This is a genomic window from Niabella insulisoli (assembly GCF_039652435.2).
Classification (GTDB): domain Bacteria; phylum Bacteroidota; class Bacteroidia; order Chitinophagales; family Chitinophagaceae; genus Niabella; species Niabella insulamsoli.
Genome location: NZ_CP190246.1, coordinates 3,147,204 through 3,167,606, shown reverse-complemented (window position 1 = coordinate 3,167,606; position 20,403 = coordinate 3,147,204). Strand labels below are relative to the sequence as shown.

Annotated in this window: 15 protein-coding genes; 9 read left to right on the top strand and 6 right to left on the bottom strand. The window is 46.1% G+C overall.

The window, feature by feature from the left end; translation table 11 throughout:
* Nucleotides 1–25: 25 nt before the first annotated feature.
* Entirely contained in the window at nucleotides 26–1,135 is a 1,110-nt protein-coding gene (locus ABDK00_RS13115; protein WP_346236944.1) for a DUF4856 domain-containing protein, read from the top strand.
* A 1-nt stretch (nucleotide 1,136) separates the two neighbouring features.
* On the opposite strand, the gene ABDK00_RS13110 is transcribed toward ABDK00_RS13115, so the two are convergent.
* Together ABDK00_RS13110 and ABDK00_RS13105 are read right to left on the bottom strand one after the other, a co-directional pair.
* The gene (locus tag ABDK00_RS13110; protein WP_346236945.1) at nucleotides 1,137–2,456 is read right to left on the bottom strand and encodes a MutS-related protein; all 1,320 of its coding nucleotides are present in this window, start codon (nucleotides 2,454–2,456) and stop codon (nucleotides 1,137–1,139) included.
* Nucleotides 2,457–2,536: 80 nt separating this feature from the next.
* On the bottom strand, nucleotides 2,537–3,898 hold the full coding sequence (locus ABDK00_RS13105; protein ID WP_346236946.1) for a dihydroorotase: 1,362 nt from the start codon (nucleotides 3,896–3,898) through the stop codon (nucleotides 2,537–2,539).
* Nucleotides 3,899–4,051: 153 nt separating this feature from the next.
* Here ABDK00_RS13105 and ABDK00_RS13100 point away from each other — a divergent pair, with 153 nt between their 5' ends.
* Nucleotides 4,052–5,749: a hypothetical protein gene (locus tag ABDK00_RS13100; RefSeq protein WP_346236947.1), complete on the top strand. Its 1,698-nt coding sequence runs from the start codon at nucleotides 4,052–4,054 to the stop codon at nucleotides 5,747–5,749.
* Nucleotides 5,750–5,849: 100 nt separating this feature from the next.
* The gene (locus ABDK00_RS13095) at nucleotides 5,850–6,416 is read left to right on the top strand and encodes a DUF922 domain-containing protein (RefSeq protein WP_346236948.1); all 567 of its coding nucleotides are present in this window, start codon (nucleotides 5,850–5,852) and stop codon (nucleotides 6,414–6,416) included.
* 361 nt (nucleotides 6,417–6,777) lie between these two features.
* On the opposite strand, the gene ABDK00_RS13090 is transcribed toward ABDK00_RS13095, so the two are convergent.
* Together ABDK00_RS13090 and ABDK00_RS13085 are read right to left on the bottom strand one after the other, a co-directional pair.
* Entirely contained in the window at nucleotides 6,778–8,139 is a 1,362-nt protein-coding gene (locus ABDK00_RS13090; RefSeq protein ID WP_346236949.1) for a pyridoxal-phosphate dependent enzyme, read from the bottom strand.
* A gap of 93 nt (nucleotides 8,140–8,232) precedes the next feature.
* Nucleotides 8,233–9,819, bottom strand: a complete 1,587-nt coding sequence (locus ABDK00_RS13085) for a S41 family peptidase (RefSeq protein WP_346236950.1) — start codon at nucleotides 9,817–9,819, stop codon at nucleotides 8,233–8,235.
* A 219-nt stretch (nucleotides 9,820–10,038) separates the two neighbouring features.
* On the opposite strand from ABDK00_RS13085, the gene ABDK00_RS13080 reads away from it, so the two are divergent.
* The 3 genes from ABDK00_RS13080 (at nucleotide 10,039) to ABDK00_RS13070 (ending at nucleotide 13,291) form a co-directional block, all read left to right on the top strand.
* Nucleotides 10,039–10,887, top strand: coding sequence for an N-acetylglucosamine kinase (locus tag ABDK00_RS13080; RefSeq protein WP_346236951.1), 849 nt, complete (start codon nucleotides 10,039–10,041; stop codon nucleotides 10,885–10,887).
* A gap of 55 nt (nucleotides 10,888–10,942) precedes the next feature.
* On the top strand, nucleotides 10,943–11,755 hold the full coding sequence (gene murQ, locus ABDK00_RS13075; RefSeq protein ID WP_346236952.1) for an N-acetylmuramic acid 6-phosphate etherase: 813 nt from the start codon (nucleotides 10,943–10,945) through the stop codon (nucleotides 11,753–11,755).
* 129 nt (nucleotides 11,756–11,884) lie between these two features.
* The gene (locus tag ABDK00_RS13070; protein WP_346236953.1) at nucleotides 11,885–13,291 is read left to right on the top strand and encodes a Gfo/Idh/MocA family oxidoreductase; all 1,407 of its coding nucleotides are present in this window, start codon (nucleotides 11,885–11,887) and stop codon (nucleotides 13,289–13,291) included.
* A 69-nt stretch (nucleotides 13,292–13,360) separates the two neighbouring features.
* Here the strand turns inward: ABDK00_RS13070 and rpsT are convergent, their stop codons facing one another.
* Complete coding sequence (rpsT, locus tag ABDK00_RS13065) at nucleotides 13,361–13,618, bottom strand: 30S ribosomal protein S20 (RefSeq protein ID WP_346236954.1); 258 nt, start codon at nucleotides 13,616–13,618, stop codon at nucleotides 13,361–13,363.
* Between the two features lie 270 nt (nucleotides 13,619–13,888).
* Here rpsT and ABDK00_RS13060 point away from each other — a divergent pair, with 270 nt between their 5' ends.
* A complete protein-coding gene (locus ABDK00_RS13060) occupies nucleotides 13,889–16,645 on the top strand; it encodes a 2-oxoglutarate dehydrogenase E1 component (RefSeq protein ID WP_346236955.1) in 2,757 nt (918 codons plus the stop codon).
* Between the two features lie 78 nt (nucleotides 16,646–16,723).
* Here the strand turns inward: ABDK00_RS13060 and ABDK00_RS13055 are convergent, their stop codons facing one another.
* Nucleotides 16,724–17,371 carry a response regulator transcription factor gene (locus tag ABDK00_RS13055; protein WP_346236956.1) on the bottom strand — a complete coding sequence of 216 codons (648 nt, stop codon included), beginning with the start codon at nucleotides 17,369–17,371 and terminating at the stop codon, nucleotides 16,724–16,726.
* A gap of 162 nt (nucleotides 17,372–17,533) precedes the next feature.
* Here ABDK00_RS13055 and odhB point away from each other — a divergent pair, with 162 nt between their 5' ends.
* Nucleotides 17,534–19,090: a 2-oxoglutarate dehydrogenase complex dihydrolipoyllysine-residue succinyltransferase gene (gene odhB / locus ABDK00_RS13050; RefSeq protein WP_346236957.1), complete on the top strand. Its 1,557-nt coding sequence runs from the start codon at nucleotides 17,534–17,536 to the stop codon at nucleotides 19,088–19,090.
* A 111-nt stretch (nucleotides 19,091–19,201) separates the two neighbouring features.
* Nucleotides 19,202–20,350 (top strand): Fmu (Sun) domain protein, encoded by a 1,149-nt coding sequence (locus tag ABDK00_RS13045; RefSeq protein ID WP_346236958.1) that lies wholly within the window; start codon nucleotides 19,202–19,204, stop codon nucleotides 20,348–20,350.
* The last annotated feature ends 53 nt before the right edge of the window (nucleotides 20,351–20,403 follow it).

Genomic DNA, 20,403 nt, shown 5'->3' with positions numbered 1-20,403 from the left:
TTCAAGGAGTTTAAAAAACCTATTTTTGAAAAAACTGAATTCCAAAGTGCCGAAAATACCGTTGACCTTTCGATCGGGCCTCCTCGTTGTAGTGCTTTTTTTCGTGATATCCTGCGTGAAAAACGAATCGTTTATCGAGCCTTACAGTGTACCGGATACCTATGATTTTGAAAACAAAGATTCTTCTGCAACAGCGCGTTTGATCATGATGTATGGCCTGCGCAACTATCTGCGAATGGGCGCTGACGCACAAATTGATACCGCCATTGTTGATTCTTTATGGTTAAACCGGGGCAGGCCGTTTACCGCCGCATTAGTTCCTGACTTTATTTATGCCGATTCTAACCTTAATAAGATGACCATTAGCCTGATTACTGGCACCACGAACACCGATACGATGATGGCTTTTGCCGATTCCGCTGCTTTAAACAGCCAGTTTTTTAACCGCGCCGCAGGCGATGGCATTGCCGGAACGATGACGGTAGCACAACCCGTGTCGGAGAAAAAACTTTTTAGTAAAGACGGTGTCGTATTTGATGAAGTGTGGTTCGCTGCTATGCTTGGCTCGATGGCGATGAACAATGCATTCACACAACTGGGCGCAACGGGCACGACGATGGCGCAGGCCTGGAACCTGGCTTTTGCCTACACCGGGTTGCCCACCAATTACGATCCATCCACAAATTATAATGCGCAGCCCGCGCCACGAGTGAGGCCTTTAGGCATCTCGGCGTATTTCGGGAACGAGGCCAAAGCGGCCGGAACAGGTCCTGAAATTTTTGAAGAATTCAGACGGGGCAGGAGCGCGGTTGGCGTTGGAGACAGCCGTGTAAGCAACGCATCGCTGACCAGCCTGCGTTTTAATATTGAAAAAACACTGGCCGCAGCAGCTGTTTTTTATCTGAATGCAGCCAGGCAATACACCGACCTGGCTTCCAGGTTGAACGCAATTTCTAAAGCGTATGGCTTGATGATTGGATTGAAACAAGAAGCAGCTTCCAGCACTTTGACAGACGAGGCGTACTGGCAGATCAGGGAAGTTTTCAACGAGCGATTCTATGTTTTAGCGCAGGACGCTTCCCAGGCTCAGCTGAATGAAGTGATCAGCCTGCTTTCTGAAGCCTATGATTTATAAATTACAATCGCTCTAATAATTCCACTACTTTTTCACGTTTGAGAATAAGGTAGCCCAGCCGGTCTTTGCTAATGCCCTCTTTCAATTGGTAGCTAAAGGAAAGAGCATCATCAGTCACCGTGGTTTCAAAATTCCTGAAAGCAATGGTAGGCAGGTCTTGTAGTTCTTCACCAATTTCATATAAGTGGGTGGACAAGATAAACAGCGATGTTTTTACTTTGACCAGGCCTTTAATGACGGCCAAAGAGCAACGCATGGCGTCTTCCACGTTGGTGCCTTTAAACAACTCGTCGATCAGTACCAGCCATTTTTTACCATCGTTTATTTTTTGAACGGTATTTTTAATGCGCTGTACTTCGTTAAAAAAGAAACTCTCGCCTTTAACGATATTATCTACCACATTAATATTGCTGATAAGCCCGTCAAAAATGGTGAGCTTCATTTCCGCGGCCGGCACGGCCATGCCAATATGTGCAAGAAATACAGAGGCTCCAACGGACTTGATGAGCGTACTTTTTCCGGCCATATTCGCGCCGGTCAAAAATAAAAAGTTCTGCTCGGGGTCCATTTTTAAATCGTAGGGAACCGGATTATGAAGCAATAAGTGATAGAGGCTTTTGGCTTCAAAAAAAGGATGCTCGCTTTCGATAAGTTCCGGGAACCGGAGGTTGTATTTTTTTACCGCAACCGCCATTGAGTACCAGGCGTCCAGCCGGCTGTAAATATCGATCAGTTCATGCACCTGGGTTTTGTGATTGCCCCTGACATTCACGGCGAAGTACAATACTTTATGTTTGGGTAGCGGCTCGTCTTTTCTTGTTTCAGACATTTGGCGGAAGGGCTCGATATGATTGACCAGGTGATGAACGCGATCAATATACATCGAGAAATGAGCCGGCATGTCAACGCCATTTAAAATCTGCTCAATTTTTTTCAGGCCACGGAAGAAATCGGAAAAATGTTTTACCGAAAATTTGGCCATCGAATAGTCTGCACTGTGCAGCAGGCGATACATGAAGGCGTCGATGGCCGAAGGGTTGTCGCCGATGGTATCAAGGGCATAATCCAGAAACTTTAGCATGACCAACACGGTGCCGTTCGAAATTTCTTCGGGCCAGTCGTCGATATAGTCCGTTAGCTTTTTGATGATATTCTGCGTGCCTTTTATCTTTTTCGCGTCGGTAAACGGATTGGAGAAAAAATGCCGCAGCCACTCTTTGCCGCCTTCTGTGCGCGTGAAATTCAATTTATGGAAGATGGAAAAACTTTCCTCCTGATGAAATATGGAAATATCATTAAAAGAGATATCGTCTATTTGCATAAGCGAAGTTGATCGTTGAAAGTTCATCGGCTACCGGCGGTTCAAAAAAGGTCGATGAACCACGAGCGAAGCGCAATGATCTACCTGTTAAACAAAAGCCTTTGTCCTTTTATAGACTCGTTCCAGCTATCCTTTCCATAAACCAGGTTTCCATTGACAAAAGTGTGCGTAATACTGGCCGGAAATTGAAAAGGGGCGCCATTTTCGCCGGCCTGTTCAAACGGGCTCCAGCCGCATTTATATAAGATATTTGATTTGTTTACTGTAAATGGCTGGTTCAGGTCGACCATCACGAGGTCGGCAAAATAACCTTCGCGTATATAACCTCTTTCTTTAATGGCAAAACATGTTGCAACGGCGTGGCTCATTTTTTCCACGATTTTTTCCAAAGAGATTTTTCCCAGCTGGTGATAGTGAAGCATAAGGGGCAGGGCATGCTGCACCAGCGGCAGCCCGGCATGTGCTTTCAAATAGGGCTCATTCTTTTCATCAAAAGTATGAGGCGCATGATCTGTGGCAATCACGTCAAGTCGGTCATCGAGCAAAGCTTCCCAGAGAGCGGCTTTGTTGTGGCCCGCTTTGATGGCAGGGTTGCACTTGATAAAATTGCCCTGCGTAGCATAGTCATCGGCTGTAAAATGGAGATGGTGCACGCACACCTCGGAAGTAATCCGTTTATCTTTTAACGGCAGCATATTCGTAAATAGCTGCAACTCTTTAGCGGTGGTAATATGCAAAATATGCAGGCGCGCGTTGTGCTTTTTGGCCAATTGAATCGCATAAAAAGAAGACTCAAAACAGGCTTCCTCGTTTCGGATGATAGGGTGGTCGGCCGCCGTCAGCTCCCTATTTTCCTGCAGCGCCTTTTGCATATTGGCTTTGATGATTTTTTCATCTTCGCAATGGGTGGCAATCAGCATTTCGCTTTCGCCGAAAATGCGGTCGAGTACGAGCGGATTGTCTACCAGCAGGTTGCCGGTGCTGCTTCCCATAAACATTTTGATGCCGCAGATCCGGTCTTTAAAGGCATTTGCGGCGAGTGTGCTATCGGCATTTTCATTGCTCGTGCCGATATAAAAGGAATAATTGGCCAGCGAAGTTTGGGCGGCAATATCATATTTTTCTTCCAGCCGCTCGAGCGTAAACGCCGGGGGTATCGTGTTGGGCATTTCCATAAAACTGGTGACACCCCCCGCCACGGCGGCTTTGCTTTCGGTGTAAATATTTGCTTTGTGGGTGAGGCCGGGTTCCCTGAAATGCACCTGGTCGTCGATAACGCCGGGCAGCAGGAATTTTCCCTCGCCATTTATTTCAATGGCATTTGCCTGAGTAGTAATCTGATCGTCAACCTTTTCAATGCGGCCATTTTTTATCAACAGGTCCTTTGTTGCTGTTTTCCCTTCGTTTACAACCTGAATGTTTTTAAAAAGATATATTTGCATAGTTTTTGCTTTTGGGCCTGTGCCCGGCGTCATTACTATGAATTTGCTGATTTATGTAACACAATTGAAGCGTGCGACGCAAATTCGCTGATAGTAGTAGCCCGGCCCGGCGCATAAAAATAAAAGTAGTTTATTAAACCTTATCAACAAACTATGCAATTAAAAAAATGCCTTCAGGTATTTACGGTGCTTCTTTGTCCGTTTTTAGCTTTTTCTCAAACAACCAATTTGCCGCGCGGCGATAAGCAGGAAATCCTCTTAGACCGCCTCGAAATTAAGGCGCAAAAAGATCCTGTTTTGAACCTTAGCAAGACGAAACCTTATAGCCGGGAATTTGTGGTTCCGGCAGCGAGAAATTATTTACAGGTAGATTCCGCCTTAGACGCGAACCTTACTAAAGTCGATAAATATTATCTCAAAAGCCTGCTGGCGAACAACCTGGAGTGGGTGCCCGAAAATGAGCGCGAGCAGTATATCAGCAAAAAACTCGTGGGCAATACTTTTTATCAATACCCTGCCGGACTTTTTGAAACACATAGCAAGGATTTTGACCTCGTGGTAAACCCGGTGCTGAATGTGGGTTTTATGAAAGAAAATAACAACGATCAAAATCTTTTTTACAACACGCGGGGCGTTGCCATTCGCGGGCGCATTGCAGATAAAGTGGGCTTTTACACAATGCTTACGGATAATCAGGAGCGCTATCCGCTGTATGTGCAGGACTGGATGGAAGAGCGCAGGGCGGTTCCCGGCGCCGGCTTTTACAGAACGTATAACGAGCAGGGCGGGCGGGATTTTTTTGATGCGCGTGGATATGTGACCTTTGGTGTTACGAAATATATTGATGTGGCATTTGGTTATGACAAGAACTTTATCGGAAATGGCCAGCGCAGCCTGTTTTTAAGTGATTTTGGCAATAATAACCTGTTCCTGAAACTGAACACCAGGATTTGGAAGTTCAACTACCAAAACCTGTTTATGGAACTCACCAACGCCTATCAAAGCAATGCCGGCGACGATTTGCTGGGCAAGAAATATGCTGCGATGCACCATTTAGATATCAACTTGACCAAATGGTTGAACGTAGGGGTTTTTGAGGGGATTGTTTTCGGAAGGGAAAACCGCTTTGAATTTGGTTATATGGTCCCGGTTATTTTTTACCGGTCGGTAGAACGCGATCAGGGCAGCCCGGATAACGCGGTGGTGGGCGTAGATTTAAAGGCCAATGTGGCAAAAACCGCCCAGGTGTATGGGCAGTTGTTGTTTGATGAGTTTAAGCTTTCGGAGCTTACGGGCGGCAATGGCTGGTGGGCCAATAAGGTTGGATACCAGGTTGGCGCCAAATATATCGACGCCTTTAAAGTGGATAACCTGGATTTGCAGTTAGAACTGAACCGTGTAAGGCCTTATACCTACTCGCACTACGATTCGGTGGCCAATTATTCTCATTATAATCAGCCGCTGGCGCACCCGCTGATGGCGAATTTTAACGAATGGATCGGCGTGGCGCGCTATCGCCCCGCTCCCAAATGGATGATTGAAGGCAGAGCCATGTATTATAAACAGGGGCTCGACAGCAATGCTTCGGTAAATTTTGGTAGCAATTTGTTTTTGCCGAATGTGACGCGAACAGGCGATTATGGTCATGATGTGGGCAGCGGGTGGACAACTAATGCAGCGATGGCGAGTTTGTTATTGTCGTATGAGGTAAAGGAAAATCTCTTCATCGAATGCATGGGCATGATCAGAAAGCAGCGTTATGATGCGCCGCCTGCAAAAGCCACCAAAAACAGTACGGTTTTCAACCTTGGTTTGAGATGGAATATCGGCCGCAGGGACTTCTATTTTTAACAAAAAAGCGCTGGAAAGGTCGTTATCTTTGTGGTTTGTAAAAATTTAGCCTATTCTACGAAGACTCATATATCTGATTTGTTTTTTACAATTTTTCGGAATGTCCGTGTCAGGACAAAAGTCAGGCGCTAACCGAATTATATTCTGGACGGAAGACAGGAAGCTTCAGCTACAGGACTTTAAAGTGGTGCACGATAGTGTGAGCGATGTGAACGAGAACGTGGCTGCTTTAACGAGAACCGGCATTACCTATTATCTCACAACGCACAAAGTAAGCGGTGTGCCGGTAAGCGTGCGCATCACGGTGCAGGCAACGGTCCATCGCGAACACACTTTCATTCGAGAGCGTGTGTTGGATTTTTCGCCATCGGTTAAACAGCGCCTGCTTATGCACGAACAAAAGCATTTTGATATTTCGGAAATTTTTGCGCGTCAGGCTACCAAAGAGTTGCAGCGACTAAAACTAACCCGGCATAATTATCGCGCGGAGATTGCAGATTTTGTAAATAGTAAATTCAAGGAAGCTGAAAACTTTCAGCGGTCTTACGACCTGTACACCCGCAACGGGGAGGATTTTACTGTTCAGGATGATTGGGATGAAAAAATTGCGGCGCAACTGGAATCGCTGGACCGCTATAAGAAAAAAGTGGTGGTGAAGCAGTTATAAATTAAATGCGGCAATAAGACGGTTGATTTTTAGTAAGATAAATTTGGGTTGATTTGTATGGAACAGAAATGTTGTAAGTTTAATGCCTATTTAGCTTCGCCTATCGTCATTTTTTTATATAGCCTTGTTGCGCGTCAAAAGGCTCATTATAAGAAGCGATAAGCTAATGCTTGTAGAGGTGTAACGGGAAAAACACAAATCGCAAAGGAGATAATTAGACGAGTTGGAGTGCACTATCAATCTTCTCGCTTTGGACTTTTTAATCAAGCTTTAGTTATACATGTTCACGGACAGCGTAAACATACAATCACGAACAAAAAATTTGAACGTGTTGTACACAGCCAGTGCCGGTCTCGCCCGCTCATCCCCCCAGCGCCTGTATCACATCATACTTCGTTACGATATGATATATCCCCGCTTCATCTTTGCTCATCACTGCTCCATTTTCTTTGGTAATAAGCGTTTTTAGTTTTTCAACAGAGGCGTTAAAATCGACCAATGGAAATGGCTTTTCAAGTACCTGTTCAATTTTTTCATGTTTGATATCCGGATTGCTAAATACTTTTTGAAACAAGCCGCCTTCCGTAATGGCGCCGATCATTTCCTGATCATCCATTACAGGAATATGTTCGATATCATACTGTTTCATCAATGCTACAGCTTCGGCAACCGTTTTTTGCTTGTCAATCGTTAGTAGTTTTTGCGTGCCCGGACGCCCGCTTACAATATCACGGAATGTTTTTACTTCAAGGAAGCCGCGCTCCATCATCCATTGATCGTTATAGATTTTGGCCACATAGCGGCTGCCATGGTCGTGGAAAATGCAAACCACAAGGTCGTCTTTTGTTAGGCGGTCTTTTAATTGCATCAAACCCTGCAGGCAGCTTCCGGCGCTGTATCCGCAAAAAAGTCCTTCCTCTTTTGCCAATCGCCGCGCCATCACAGCGCCCGCTTTATCTGTTACTTGCGTAAATTCGTCAATAACACTCATATCATAATTTTTCGGCAGAAAGTCCTCGCCAAAGCCCTCACTGAAATAAGGGTACACTTCCTTTTCATCGAGCTCACCGGTTTTGAAGTATTTAGTCAACAACGACCCGTAGGCATCAACAGCCCAGATTTGTATTTCAGGATTTTTTTCTTTGAGATATTGCGCAACACCCGTGATAGTGCCACCCGTTCCGGCGGTGCACACCAGGTGTGTTATTTTGCCATCCGTTTGATTCCATATTTCCGGGCCGGTGGTTTCGTAGTGCGCCAGGCGGTTCGCCAGGTTATCGTATTGATTCATATGATACGAGTTGGGCACTTCGCGCGCCAGCCGGGCCGCAACGCTGTAATAGCTTTGCGGATCATCGGGCTCCACGTTGTTGGAGCATACAATCACTTCGGCGCCCATCGCTTTGAGTACGTCGGCTTTTTCTTTTGATTGTTTATCTGTGGTGACAAAAATGCATTTATAACCTTTCACAATCGCGGCCAGAGCGAGGCCCATTCCTGTGTTGCCGCTGGTGCCTTCGATGATGGTACCACCGGGTTTAAGCTTGCCTTCCTGTTCGGCTACTTCCACCATCTTCAGTGCCATGCGGTCTTTGATGCTATTGCCCGGGTTAAAATAATCTACTTTGGCTAAAACGGTGCAGGGAAGGCCGGCTGTAAGTTTATTGAGCCGGATGAGGGGGGTGTTGCCGATGGTTTCCAGGATATTGCTTTTGATGTCCATGGTGTATAGTTTGATAACGATCCAAAATATACAACTAATCCCGCGAAAGCGCTCGGGAATGACCCATCAATTTAAAGTGGCGCCGTGTCGTCGCTACTTCTGCAGTTCCTGTATAGCCCGCAGCACTACGGTATCTTTTGTATTCATCACCTGGTAAAAACCGGAATCGCGCCATTTATAACGCGCCAGCTGCGCTTCCATCCGGTCTTCCAACCGCTCTTTTTCAAAGAGGGGCACGCCCGAAAGGTTGACCGTGTCTTTTTGCGCCCATTGGGTAAACTTCAGCCACATGTCGTCGGCGGGATCAAATTTGGAGTTATAGACCTGAGGGTTAGGATAGGGGTCTAATATTTTTTTGTTATCCAGGAAATAATGGAAAATAAAATCATTAAAAGAGCCGTTTAAAAGAATTTTATTGATCTCCCTGGAGTAGCTGGATGTGTCGAGGCCGACAAAAATATCGGGCATGATGCCGCCGCCGCCATACACAGTTCTGCCGCCGCTGGTTTTATAAGCTTTGCCGTTGCTGATCTTATTGCTGTCTGCATAATAGAGCTGGCCAGTGGCATAGCGCTGCCACACTTCGTCCATATAAATTTTCTTACCGTCGGTGTAGGGTTTTTGAATGCTTCGCCCGATGGGTGTGTAATAGCGCGCAACGGTGAGCCTCATGGCCGATCCGTCGCTAAGCAGGAACGGTTCCTGCACCAGGCCCTTGCCAAAACTGCGACGGCCCACAATGCTGCCGCGGTCCCAGTCCTGAAGTGCGCCCGCTACAATTTCACTGGCGCTGGCGCTCAGTTCATCAATCAACACCACCAATTTTCCTTCTTCAAAAATACCGGGCCTTTTGCAACGATACTCAGTCTTCGGGCTGTTGACGCCCTGCGTGTAAACGATCAGCTTGTCGCCGTTTAAAAATTCATCGGCAATTTCAATAGCCTGGTCCATATAGCCGCCGCGATTGCTTCTCAGGTCAAATATCAGCTGCGTCATACCCAGCTTTTTCAGGTTTTCCATTGCTTCCATAAACTCGCGGTAGGACGTGCTTGTGAATTCATCCAAACGGATGAATCCGATTTGCTTGTTCATCATATATGCCGCGGAAACGGAGGGTTTGGGAATGCTTCCGCGGGTTACTTGAACGGTTTTTTTCTTTTCATTCCTGAATAATTCGAGCTCAACCACAGAGCCTTTTTTGCCTCTTATCACGCTGATAACTTTATCAGTGGAGATATCTTTTCCGGTGAGGCGCACACCATCGGCCTGCAAAATCTGGTCGCCAATTTCAATACCGGCCTGGTCGCTGGGGCCTTCTTTGAAAACATGCAGGATATTTACCGTGTCGCGGATCTGGCTAAATTCAACGCCAATACCGTCAAAACTTCCCGACAGGTCTTCATCCGCCATTTTCAGTGCGGCCGGTGGCAAATAAACAGAGTGGGGATCCAGCTCGCTCATCATTTCCTGTATAGCATTGGCTTCGAGCGTGTCAATCTTCACCGAATCTACATAGCGGGTGCGGATAATATCCAGCGCTTCCTGCAAAGCGGTAGCTTTATCGAGCTTAAAAATCTTTTTATTGGGCTGTCCTGTGGCAAACCTATAGCCGATATACATGCCAAGGATCATCACTATCGACAATAGCAGCGGTAACCAAACCTCAAATTTCCTTTTCATCCGGTAGTTGTTATCTTTTTTTAGCGACCTGTTCTCAAAAGGGCAGTCTATTGTCAACTGGCCTCATAAACGCATGCAAAGTAAATTAAAATTGTTTGAACCTTAAATTCCAAATTCAACAGGATGAAATGCTGCGGCTGCAATCAATCCATCAAAAACATGGTTCGGATGGGATTGATACTTATATTAGCATATTATTTTCTTAAACCACAACTTTTGATGTCACGAACTATATTAATAGCAGATGCCGGTGCGACGAAAACCGAATGGAGCCTTCTAAGAAACGGAAAAGTAAAATCGCTTGAGACGCTGGGTATCAGCCCCTATTTTCTGGGAGAGGAGCAAATTGCCGAATTGCTTCGAAAGGATTTGGTGCCGTCACTGAAAAAGGCGGAGGTGGCCGAAGTTTATTTTTACGGCACGGGTTGCCTTAACCCACAAAATAATAAACTGGTAAAAAATGCCCTAAAAAAAGTGTTTCGTGGCGCATCGGTTAAAGTGACGCACGACGTAGAGGGCGCAGCTATAGGGCTTTGCGGCCGCAGCAAAGGCATTGCATGCATTTTAGGAACCGGATCAAGCAGCTGTTTTTTTGATGGTAAGAAAATAAAAAAGAATAATCCCGGACTGGGCTACGCACTGGGAGATGAAGGCAGTGGCGCCTACCTGGGCAAAAAAGTGCTGCAATATTATTTGTATAATACATTTGACGAAGATTTAAGAGCGCGCTTCGACGCGGCCTATGTTACTACTGCAACCGAAATTCTGGAAAACGTTTATAAAAAGCCTTTGCCCAACCGGTATCTCGCCTCTTTTGCGCGGTTTTTGGCCGATAACCGCGGCCATTATATGGTCGAAAATATAATTGAAGATGGCCTAAATGATTTTTTCTTCACCCATCTTGTTAAATATAACGAAGCGTGGAAATATCCGATTAATTTTGTCGGCGGTATTGCTTTTGGCTTTAAAGATGTGATTAAAGATCTTTGCGCGACTTATAATTTCGAACTGGGAAGAATATTGCAAAAACCTATGAAAGGTTTGATTGAGTTTCACCGGGATATGTAGACAATTTTATAAAGCAGCGGGTTGATCGGCCGCCAGTGTATGACAATAAATAAATATGAATCAAAAAGTAACAGAACAACCCAGCCATTATAATGATCTTGAAAAAATGAGCATTAGCGAGTTGCTCGCTTCTATTAATAAAGAAGATCAAACGGTTCCGGTGGCTGTGGAAGCCGCCTTGGGCCAGGTCGAAAAGCTGGTGGATGCTATTGTGGACCGAATGCTGTCCGGAGGCCGCCTCTTTTATATTGGCGCCGGCACCAGCGGGCGGCTGGGCATACTGGATGCGAGCGAAATACCGCCCACCTATGGCATGCCGCCCGGTGTTGTTATTGGGGTGATAGCGGGTGGTAACAAAGCGATTACTACGCCCGTCGAAAACGCCGAAGACGACGAGGAGCAGGGCTGGAATGATCTGAAAGAACATAAAGTCTGTGAAAAGGATGTGGTAGTGGGCGTTGCTGCAAGCGGAACGACGCCCTACGTAAAAGGCGCGCTGCGGCATTGCCAGGAACACGGCATTATCACAGGAAGCATTTCTTGCAATCCCGATGCTGATATCAGCAAAGTGGCCGACCACCCCGTCGAAGTAATTGTGGGGCCCGAGTTTGTTACCGGCAGCACCCGTATGAAAAGCGGCACCGCGCAGAAGCTGGTGTTGAATATGATTTCTACCTCTGTTATGATTCAGCTCGGCAGGGTAGAGGGCAACCGCATGGTAAACATGCAACTGACTAACGACAAACTGATTGACCGCGGCACGCGGATGATCATGGAGCGCACTGGGATGGACGATTACGAAAAAGCCAAAAAACTGCTGATCGAAAAAGGCAGCGTAAAGCTGGCGATCGAAGCAGCATCAAACTAATTTTCACGGGCCAGCATTTCTATGTTGGCCGCTGGTCAAATCATTGGGGTAATATCTGCACAAACGGTTGCGCGATATTGCTAATTTATTTTGGGGTAAATTCACTCTTCAATCCCAAAATGAATTATAATGAATAACAAACGCAGAAGTTTTCTGAAAAATTTTGCATTGGGTGCCGGCGCGCTTGCCGTCGATTTACCTGCCCTTGCCATCAGCGACGGAGAAATGCAGCGCTCCCAACTAGCCCAAAACCGTTCCGCCCATTTTAACATGAGCGGCTATGCTGCCCCCAAACTCGAAAAAGTACGCATTGGCTTTATTGGCGTCGGCAACCGCGGCAGTGGCGCCGTTAGCCGCATGAGTCATATTAAAGAAGTAGAAATCGTGGCTATTTGCGATCATCGGCCCGAGCGGGTGGCCAATTCGCAAAAGACACTCGAGAAAGCCGGCCTGCCAAAAGCAAAGGAGTATACCGGCGAGGAAGGCTGGAAAGATCTTTGTCAGCGCAATGATATCGATCTCGTGTATATCTGCACACCCTGGTCGATGCACGCTCCAATGGGCGTTTATGCCATGGAGCACGGCAAACATGCCGCCTGCGAAGTGCCTTGCGCCGTTACGCTTGACGAATGCTGGCAGCTGGTTGAAACTTCGGAGAAAACAAAAAAGCACTTCATGATGCTCGAAAATTGCTGCTACGATTTCTTCGAGTTGATGACGCTGAACATGGCGCAGCAGGGCGTTTTTGGGGAGTTAGTGCATGCCGAAGGCGCTTATATCCACGATCTGTTACAGATGAATTTCAACAAAAAATCCTACGACCAAATGTGGCGGCTTGAGGAAAACGCAAAGCGGAATGGCAATCTTTATTCCACCCACGGGTTAGGTCCTGTTGCCCAGTGTTTAAACATTAACAGGGGCGATAAAATGGATCACCTGGTGTCGATGAGTACCAACGATTTTCAAATGCACGAGATGGCCGTTCAAAAAGCCGAAGCAGACGATTTCTATAAAAAATACACCACGAAGCAGTTTAGAGGCAATATGAATACATCGATCATCCGCACCAACAAAGGAAAAACGATCATGATTCAGCACGATGTAACATCGCCGCGTCCTTACTCCAGGTTACACACAATAAGCGGCACCAAAGGCTTTGCTCAAAAGTATCCTACTCCAGCGAAAATAGCTTTCGGGCACAGCTGGTTGAAGGAAGAAGAAATGAAGGCATTGGAAGAAAAATATACCCCCGAAATCGTGAGGCATATCGGCGACCTGGCGAAAAAAGTAGGCGGCCACGGCGGCATGGACTTTATTATGGACTGGCGCCTCATCGACTGCCTGCGCAACGGCCTGCCGCTCGATCAGGACGTATATGATGGCGTTTTATGGAGCGCGGCGGGTATCGTTAGCGAACATTCGGTGGCGGATAAGTCAAGAACGATCGATATACCCGACTTTACAAGGGGCAACTGGAAAACCAATAAACCGGTGAACTTGTCGCTGGCGGGAGGGGCCACCACCACCACTCGCTAAGATTACATAATAGAAACAAGAAAAGGAAGGCGATAGCCTTCCTTTGTCATTATAAGGTTGAAGCAAAAATTATTTTGCTGTTTCTGCGTTGATCTTCTTGGCTAATTTGCTTTTCAAATTCGCCGCTTTGTTGCGGTGAATAACGCCGCGCTTAGCTAATTTATCAATCATACTTTCAACAGAGGAAAGTTTGCCTGATGCCTCTTCGCCGGTAGTTGCCCTTAAGTCCCTGATAGCATTACGCGTAGTTTTACCATAATACCTGTTTCTATCACGACGTTTAGCTGCCTGACGTGCATCTTTCTTTGTAGCTTTATGATTGGCCATCTGTTTTAATTTTTGGACGGCAAAGGTAAGGATTTTTTGTACAAAAGAAACAATTTTTCTTTTTTTATTCGAAATTCCGGAGCATATGCCCATCCGCATTGGTAGCACACCTTTTAAATCGCAGGCTTTTTTAACGCTTTTTGCACATCTTTATTGTGAGCGATAAAAATTATATCCTAATTTCGCTGAGATAACTTCGAAAGCAAAAAAATCTGTATACGTTACAAATTTTATTAAAAATATTTTTTATATATTAACGGTTCATTTATAATGAAAGACTTTTCCTATATTACAAACTCGTCTCCGGCTTTTATTGAGAATATGTATAATGAGTTTGTTGCTAACCCTGAGAACGTCGACGACGAATTTCGAAAATTTTTTGAAGGTTTTGATTTCGCCGTAAATAATGGCAACGGACATGCTAATGGCGCTGCCGCGCATGCCACCGGCGCGCCGTCAGCGCTTACATCAAAAAATGGCTGGCGGAAGGAGCTCGCTGTTTATCGTTTAATATTAGGTTATCGAAACAAAGGGCATCTGCTGGCCAACACCAACCCTATTAAAAAAAGAAAGGATCGTGGCGCCAACGTCGAACTTTCATTTTACGGCCTCAGCGAAGCCGACCTCAACACTGAATTTGAAGCGGGCAATTTAATTGGCCTCGGCACCACCACGCTAAAGAATATCTTCGGGCATTTACAAAAATGCTACGCCAGCCACATTGGCGTTGAATTCAAATATATCAGCGATCAGCGCAAAGTGGATTGGATCACGAAGGAAATCGAAGGGAATTTTGCTAACCCTTTGCCGCTGCAACAAAAAAAACGCATCCTGGAAAAGCTAAACCAGGGCGTAATGTTCGAGAAATTCCTGCACACAAAATATGTGGGCCAGAAAAGGTTTTCGCTGGAAGGAGGCGAAACTACCATCGCAGCGTTGGATGCCATTATCAATAAATCGGCTGAGCTGGATGTGAAAGAAGTGGTGATAGGAATGGCGCATCGCGGCAGGTTGAATGTGCTGGCGAATATCCTGGGTAAAACCTACGAACAGATTTTTAGCGAATTTGAGGGAACAGGGGAGATCAATCAAACAATGGGTAGCGGCGATGTGAAATACCATCTTGGTTTTGGAAGTGAAGTAGAAACAACGGGCGGTAATACGATACATTTAAAATTGATGCCAAATCCGTCGCATCTTGAAGCCGTAGATCCAGTGGTAGTAGGATTTGCGCGAAGCACGGCAAATATCTTACACGACGAGCAATACGACAAAGTGCTACCGATCCTCATTCATGGCGACGCCGCTATTGCAGGCCAGGGCGTCGTTTATGAACTGTTACAGATGTCAAAACTGCCCGGCTACGCCGTTGGCGGTACCATTCATTTTGTAATTAATAATCAAATCGGTTTTACTACAGATTTCTCCGACGCAAGAAGTGCCGATTACTGTACCTCTCTCGCCGCGATGACACAAAGCCTGGTATTGCATGTGAATGGTGATGATCCTGAAGCAGTCGTTAAATGCGCTGAAATTGCCAGCCGCTACCGCAGCACGTTTCATGATGATGTATTTATAGACATGGTTTGCTACCGCAAGCATGGCCACAACGAAGGCGATGATCCGAAGTTCACGCAACCGGCGATGTATGCGTTGATTGACAAGCATCCCAATCCACGCGAAGTGTATGTAAAATATTTATTGGATAACGGGGAAGAAGATGCACGCGACCTGGCGAAGGAGATGGAAACGAAATTTTGGGCCGATTTGCAGGATCGCCTCGACGATGTGAAGCAGCGGCCTTTACCTTACAAATACCAGGCGCCTCAGTTGTTATGGAAACAGCTGAAAAAAGCAACGGCAGAAGATTTTGAAAAAAGTCCCGTAACGGCCGTTAAAGAAGCTGACTTCGATAAAGTATTCAATGCGATCATGTCGCTGCCCGAAGGTTTTACGCCTTTGAAAAAGGTAGATAAATTATTGAAGGATAAAATCAAACTGTTTAACGAAGAAAATAAAATTGATTGGGCTACTGCCGAATTGATGGCGTTTGGCAGTGTGATGCTGGATGGCGCTGATGTAAGAATGAGCGGACAGGATGTGGGCCGCGGAACCTTTAGTTCGCGCCACTGTGTGTTGCGCGACGAAGTAAATGATGCGCCTTATAACAGGTTGGCCAATATTCCCGGCGCTGAAGGTAAAATCCGCATGTTTAATTCTTTGCTCAGTGAAAATGCGGTGTTAGGGTTTGAATATGGTTACGCTTTGGCGTCGCCCAATGCGCTTGTGTTGTGGGAAGCGCAGTTTGGAGATTTCGTAAACGGGGCTCAAACAATTATCGATCAGTTCATCACAAGCGCGGAGCAAAAATGGAACCGCATGAACGGGCTGGTAATGCTGTTGCCTCATGGCTATGAAGGACAGGGCCCTGAACATAGTAGTGCGCGTATGGAGCGATTCTTAATTGCCAGTGCAGAGTTGAATATCGTGGTGACCAATCTTACCACGGCCGCCAATTATTTCCACGCATTGCGTCGGCAACTGGCATGGCCTTTCAGAAAGCCGCTGGTTAATTTTTCACCCAAGGCCAACCTGCGTCACCCGGGCACTTATTCTGTGAAAGATGCCTTCACATCTGGTTCGTTCCAGGAAGTGATCGATGATGCGGAGGTGCAGGCAGGCGATGTGAGAAAAGTGCTGTTCTGTAGTGGTAAAGTGTATTACGATTTATTAGACCGTAAGCAAAAAGAAAACCGCAAGGATGTGGCGATTGTAAGGCTGGAGCAAATTTATCCGCTGCCCGCTAAGCAGTTAGAGGCGCTGTACAAAAAATATAAAAACGCCGTTTGGTACTGGGTTCAGGAAGAACCTCTGAATATGGGAGCGGCCTCCTTCCTTCAAATGAATTTGAAACATATCAATTATGGTATCATCGGCCGCAAGGCAAGCGCTTCAACGGCTTCCGGTTTTATGAAAATTCATAAAGCGGAGCAGGAAGAAATTGTAAATACAGCGTTTACTATTTAAGGGATAAAGCATAAGATTTTGAATATCGGGCGGAATAGACATTCCGCCCTCTTATATTCAAAACTAAACATGAGATTTTTATATCAGTTTTTGCTGAAGCGCTTTTACAACCGCTTCAGCTACCGAATTCACCTGAAGTTTTTCATATATTTTTTTGATATGCGTGTTCACCGTGTGGATGCTTAAAGTGCAGGCCGACGCGACCATTTTGTGGCTGAAACCCTTCACCAGGTAACTCAAAACCTCCTTTTCCCGCGGTGTAAGCGATATTTCCTGGTTGTTTTCGTAGAACACATTTTTTTGAAACGCAGTCAACACTTTTTTCGCGATGGACGCCGTCATAGCAGCGTCGCCGTTATACACGTCTTCGATGGCCTGTAGTAATTGAGCCGGTGTCGATTTTTTTAAAATATACCCCGAGGCCCCCGCGCAAATCGAAGCGAATATTTTATCATCATCCTCAAAAACGGTCTGCATTAATATCTGCACTTTCGGAAAATTCATCCGGATCAGCTTTACGCCCTCAATACCGTTTACGTTCGGCATATCAATATCCATAAGTACTACATCCGGGTTGGTTTTTCTGACGTCGGTAATAACATTGCTACAGTCAAAAAAAGTACCCGCACAACGCATTTTGGGAGAAGAGTTGATCAACAGCGAGAGGCTTTCTCTTCTGTACGCATTATCATCAAAAACGACAACTTGAATGGGGGGGATGCTCATCTTGAATCAAAGATAGTTGAAGCATTTGTAGCAAGTTATCACTAATTCAAGTGATATTTTTACTATCCTTTTATGAAAACACATTTACTCTCTCAATAAAGAGAGGTTTTTTATCATTTTTACGTAATTTGCCACACTATTCTATAAAAATCATTAGTATTTATGGCTGTCGATATTAAGGTGCCTACCGTGGGCGAGTCAATAAGTGAAGTAACGCTTTTAAAATGGGTAAAAAACACGGGAGATTACGTGGAGCGTGATGAGGTGATCGCTGAACTGGAAAGCGAAAAAGCCACTTTCGAAGTAAACGCCGAAAAGGCCGGCGTCTTGACGACCAGCGTGGCGGAAGGTGAAACCATTCATATCGGCGACACTATTGCGGCTATCGACGATAGCGCAGCTAAACCCGAAAAGCCGGCCGAAAGCGCGCCTTCCGAAGAAAAGGAAACTGCCGTAGAAAAGCCAGCCGCTCCGGCTGCCGAAGCCGAACCATTAAAAACAACCGGAAAGGAAACTCCGGTGAAAATACCGACTGTCGGGGAATCGATCAGCGAAGTGACCCTTCTCAAATGGGCGAAGCAATCGGGCGATTATGTGGAGCGCGATGAAGTGATTGCCGAACTCGAAAGTGAAAAAGCAACTTTTGAAGTGAACGCCGAACTGGCGGGCATTGTGGAAACTTCGGTGAAGGAAGGCGATACTCTCAAGATTGGTGATACCATCGCAGTGATTAAAGAAACAGTCGGCAAACCGGCAAAAGCAGCCGCGCCTGTGCCTCAGGCTGAAGCCAAAAAAGAAGCGCCCCAAAAAGCGGACGCTCCCGCCAAAGATGTGAAGGCAACTCCGGTAGCGTCGGCGATTATTGCGGATAAAAAAGTAGATCCCAAAACCGTAAAGGCCTCTGGCCATTCGGGCAAAATATTTAAAGAAGATGTTTTAGCAGCGTTGGCCAATCCTGGCAAAAAATCTTTCGACGGCGGCGAGCTGTTTGGGCGTAACCAACGCGGCGAAAAAATGACCAATCTTCGCAAAACGATCAGCCGCAGGCTGGTTGAAGCGAAAAATACGACGGCGATGCTCACCACTTTTAATGAGGTGGACATGCAGCCGATTATGGACATACGCAGCAAATACAAGGATAAGTTTAAAGAAGCCCATGGTGTGGGACTTGGTTTTATGAGTTTCTTCGCGAAAGCCTGCGCCATCGCGCTTTCCGAATGGCCGACTGTAAACGCTTATATCGACGGAGACCAGATTTTATTCCATGATTATGCGGATATCAGCATTGCGGTAAGCACGCCGCGCGGCCTGACCGTCCCTGTGATCAGAAACGTGGAAAGCCTGGGTATGGCTGAAATCGAAAAGGCGGTGATAGAGCTGGCTACCAAAGCGAAAAACAGCAAATTAACGGCAGAGGATCTTACCGGCGGTACGTTCACGATTACCAATGGTGGTATTTTTGGATCAATGTTGAGTACCCCTATCATCAATATTCCGCAAAGCGCGATTTTGGGGATGCACAATATCATCCAGCGTCCAGTGGCTGTCAACGGGCAGGTGGTGATCCGTCCGATGATGTATGTGGCATTGAGCTATGATCACAGAATTATTGACGGGCGCGAATCGGTGAGCTTTTTGGTGCGGGTCAAAGAATTGCTTGAAAACCCGGCCCTGTTGCTCATTCAAAAAGATCCGGTTAAAACCCTGCTCGAGTTGTAGAAGTTTTGATCAGCTATCGGGTTAACATTATAAATTGAATTGTAGCTCTTTCGAAGAGAAAGAGAAAAATACAGGTTCGTGGAAACACGAACCATTTTTTTAATTACCGACATGCCAGAAATTAAATTGGATCAGCCATTGTTTAAAAGATTTTACGCTCACCTGAACAGCGCTGTTTCGATTGTTACTGACTACCAGGGTCAAATGCCGTTTGCTTATTTTCTGAAAAACTATTTTGCGCAGCATAAAAAATTTGGAAGCAAAGACCGCAGGCAAATTGCAACCCTATGTTATAGTTTTTTCCGTTTGGGAAAATCTTATCCCGGGTTAACTGTGTTACAAAAAATGTTGAAAGGCTACCAGCTAAGTCAACTCGATTGGGGTGAAGACTGGCGTCAGTTTTTCCAGCAGTTCGGCCTGCCCGAAGCTCCTCCTGAAGCAATTTTTGCGTTCGCCAATCCATTGAGCGATGGCGTGGGGCGCGCGGCGTTTGAAGCTGCTCATCTGGTTCAGCCGGATCTTTTTCTCCGCCTTAGGCCAGAGTTTGAAAACGCAGTAATTAATAAACTCGAGGCTGCAAAAATGGATTATGTACGATCCGGTGCGACGGTGCGCCTGCCGAACAGCTCCAAAATCGAGCAGGTGCTTCAATTGAATAAAGAAGCGGTCATCCAGGATTTTTCATCACAGCGCGTAGGCCTGTTATTAAAAACCTTTGCGGATCACTTTCAGCCATCCCGCAAGAAAGTCGCGGTTTGGGATTGCTGCGCGGCCAGCGGCGGAAAATCGTTGTTGGCATACGATATCTTAAAGGATATTCAATTGACCGTGTCTGACGTTCGGCCTTCAATTTTAGCCAATCTTAAAAAACGGTTTGCCGAAGCGGGGATCACGGGCTATCGTTCTTTCATTGCCGATGCCGCTGAAGGCAGTATTCCACAATGTTTTGATCTGATCATTGCCGATGTACCTTGCAGCGGTAGCGGCACCTGGGCCCGCACGCCAGAGCAGTTGACCTATTTCGACCCCTCCATGATAAAAACCTATGCGGCTTTGCAACGGCGCATTGCCGCTAATGCGGTACGCTTTTTAAATCCGCGGGGTTTTCTTTTATATATCACCTGCTCCGTTTTTGCGGAAGAAAATGAAGCGCAGGTGAACTTTCTGAAAGAAAGCGGTTTGACGTTGATAGAGCAGCAGCTTTTAAACGGTTATGATAAAAAAGCGGATACGATGTTTGCCGCGCTGTTAAGAGCCTAAGGCAGCATTTTTTCTATTTCATCAATGGCAGATTTAACGGCGCTTACCGCCAT

Coding starts and splice junctions, on each gene's coding strand:
- ABDK00_RS13070 (WP_346236953.1), top strand. CDS start 11,885: ATGAATAACAAACGCAGAAGTTTTCTGAAAAATTTTGCATTGGGTGCC.
- ABDK00_RS13060 (WP_346236955.1), top strand. CDS start 13,889: ATGAAAGACTTTTCCTATATTACAAACTCGTCTCCGGCTTTTATTGAG.
- ABDK00_RS13110 (WP_346236945.1), bottom strand. CDS start 2,456: ATGCAAATAGACGATATCTCTTTTAATGATATTTCCATATTTCATCAG.
- odhB (WP_346236957.1), top strand. CDS start 17,534: ATGGCTGTCGATATTAAGGTGCCTACCGTGGGCGAGTCAATAAGTGAA.
- ABDK00_RS13095 (WP_346236948.1), top strand. CDS start 5,850: ATGTCCGTGTCAGGACAAAAGTCAGGCGCTAACCGAATTATATTCTGG.
- ABDK00_RS13045 (WP_346236958.1), top strand. CDS start 19,202: ATGCCAGAAATTAAATTGGATCAGCCATTGTTTAAAAGATTTTACGCT.
- rpsT (WP_346236954.1), bottom strand. CDS start 13,618: ATGGCCAATCATAAAGCTACAAAGAAAGATGCACGTCAGGCAGCTAAA.
- ABDK00_RS13085 (WP_346236950.1), bottom strand. CDS start 9,819: ATGAAAAGGAAATTTGAGGTTTGGTTACCGCTGCTATTGTCGATAGTG.
- ABDK00_RS13090 (WP_346236949.1), bottom strand. CDS start 8,139: ATGGACATCAAAAGCAATATCCTGGAAACCATCGGCAACACCCCCCTC.
- ABDK00_RS13105 (WP_346236946.1), bottom strand. CDS start 3,898: ATGCAAATATATCTTTTTAAAAACATTCAGGTTGTAAACGAAGGGAAA.
- murQ (WP_346236952.1), top strand. CDS start 10,943: ATGAATCAAAAAGTAACAGAACAACCCAGCCATTATAATGATCTTGAA.
- ABDK00_RS13080 (WP_346236951.1), top strand. CDS start 10,039: ATGTCACGAACTATATTAATAGCAGATGCCGGTGCGACGAAAACCGAA.
- ABDK00_RS13100 (WP_346236947.1), top strand. CDS start 4,052: ATGCAATTAAAAAAATGCCTTCAGGTATTTACGGTGCTTCTTTGTCCG.
- ABDK00_RS13055 (WP_346236956.1), bottom strand. CDS start 17,371: ATGAGCATCCCCCCCATTCAAGTTGTCGTTTTTGATGATAATGCGTAC.